Origin of the sequence: Pantoea sp. UBA5923 (genome assembly GCF_002431095.1) — a bacterium.
Lineage (GTDB): Bacteria > Pseudomonadota > Gammaproteobacteria > Enterobacterales > Enterobacteriaceae > Pantoea > Pantoea piersonii.
This window is the reverse complement of the sequence record NZ_DJDN01000059.1, coordinates 1-315: the sequence shown is the minus strand read 5'-3', so window position 1 is coordinate 315 and position 315 is coordinate 1. Positions and strand designations below refer to the sequence as shown.

1 protein-coding gene is annotated in these 315 nt (G+C 63.8%); it reads left to right on the top strand.

The genetic code is table 11. From position 1 onward, the window contains the following. Nucleotides 1–315: M20/M25/M40 family metallo-hydrolase (locus tag B3797_RS13980; RefSeq protein WP_311791404.1), on the top strand; the 315-nt coding region annotated here is incomplete at both ends.

The window sequence follows — 315 nt, the reverse complement described above, 5'->3', positions numbered from 1 at the left end:
CGGCGCGGCGGATATGAAAGGCTGGCTGGCGGCCGTACTGGCGCTGCTGCCGCAACTTACAGCGCAGCCGCTGCGCGCGCCAGTCTGGATCGCGTTCAGCTACGACGAAGAGGTCGGTTGCAAAGGCGTGCCGGGGTTGCTGGAACATCTCGTCACGCAGTCCTGTCTGCCTGCGGCCTGCATTGTCGGCGAGCCAACGGAGATGCGACCGATCCTCGGTCACAAGGGCAAAATCGCGATACGTTGCACTGTCACCGGGCACGCCAGCCATTCCGCCTACACGCCGCAAGGCGTCAACGCGATTGAATATGCGGT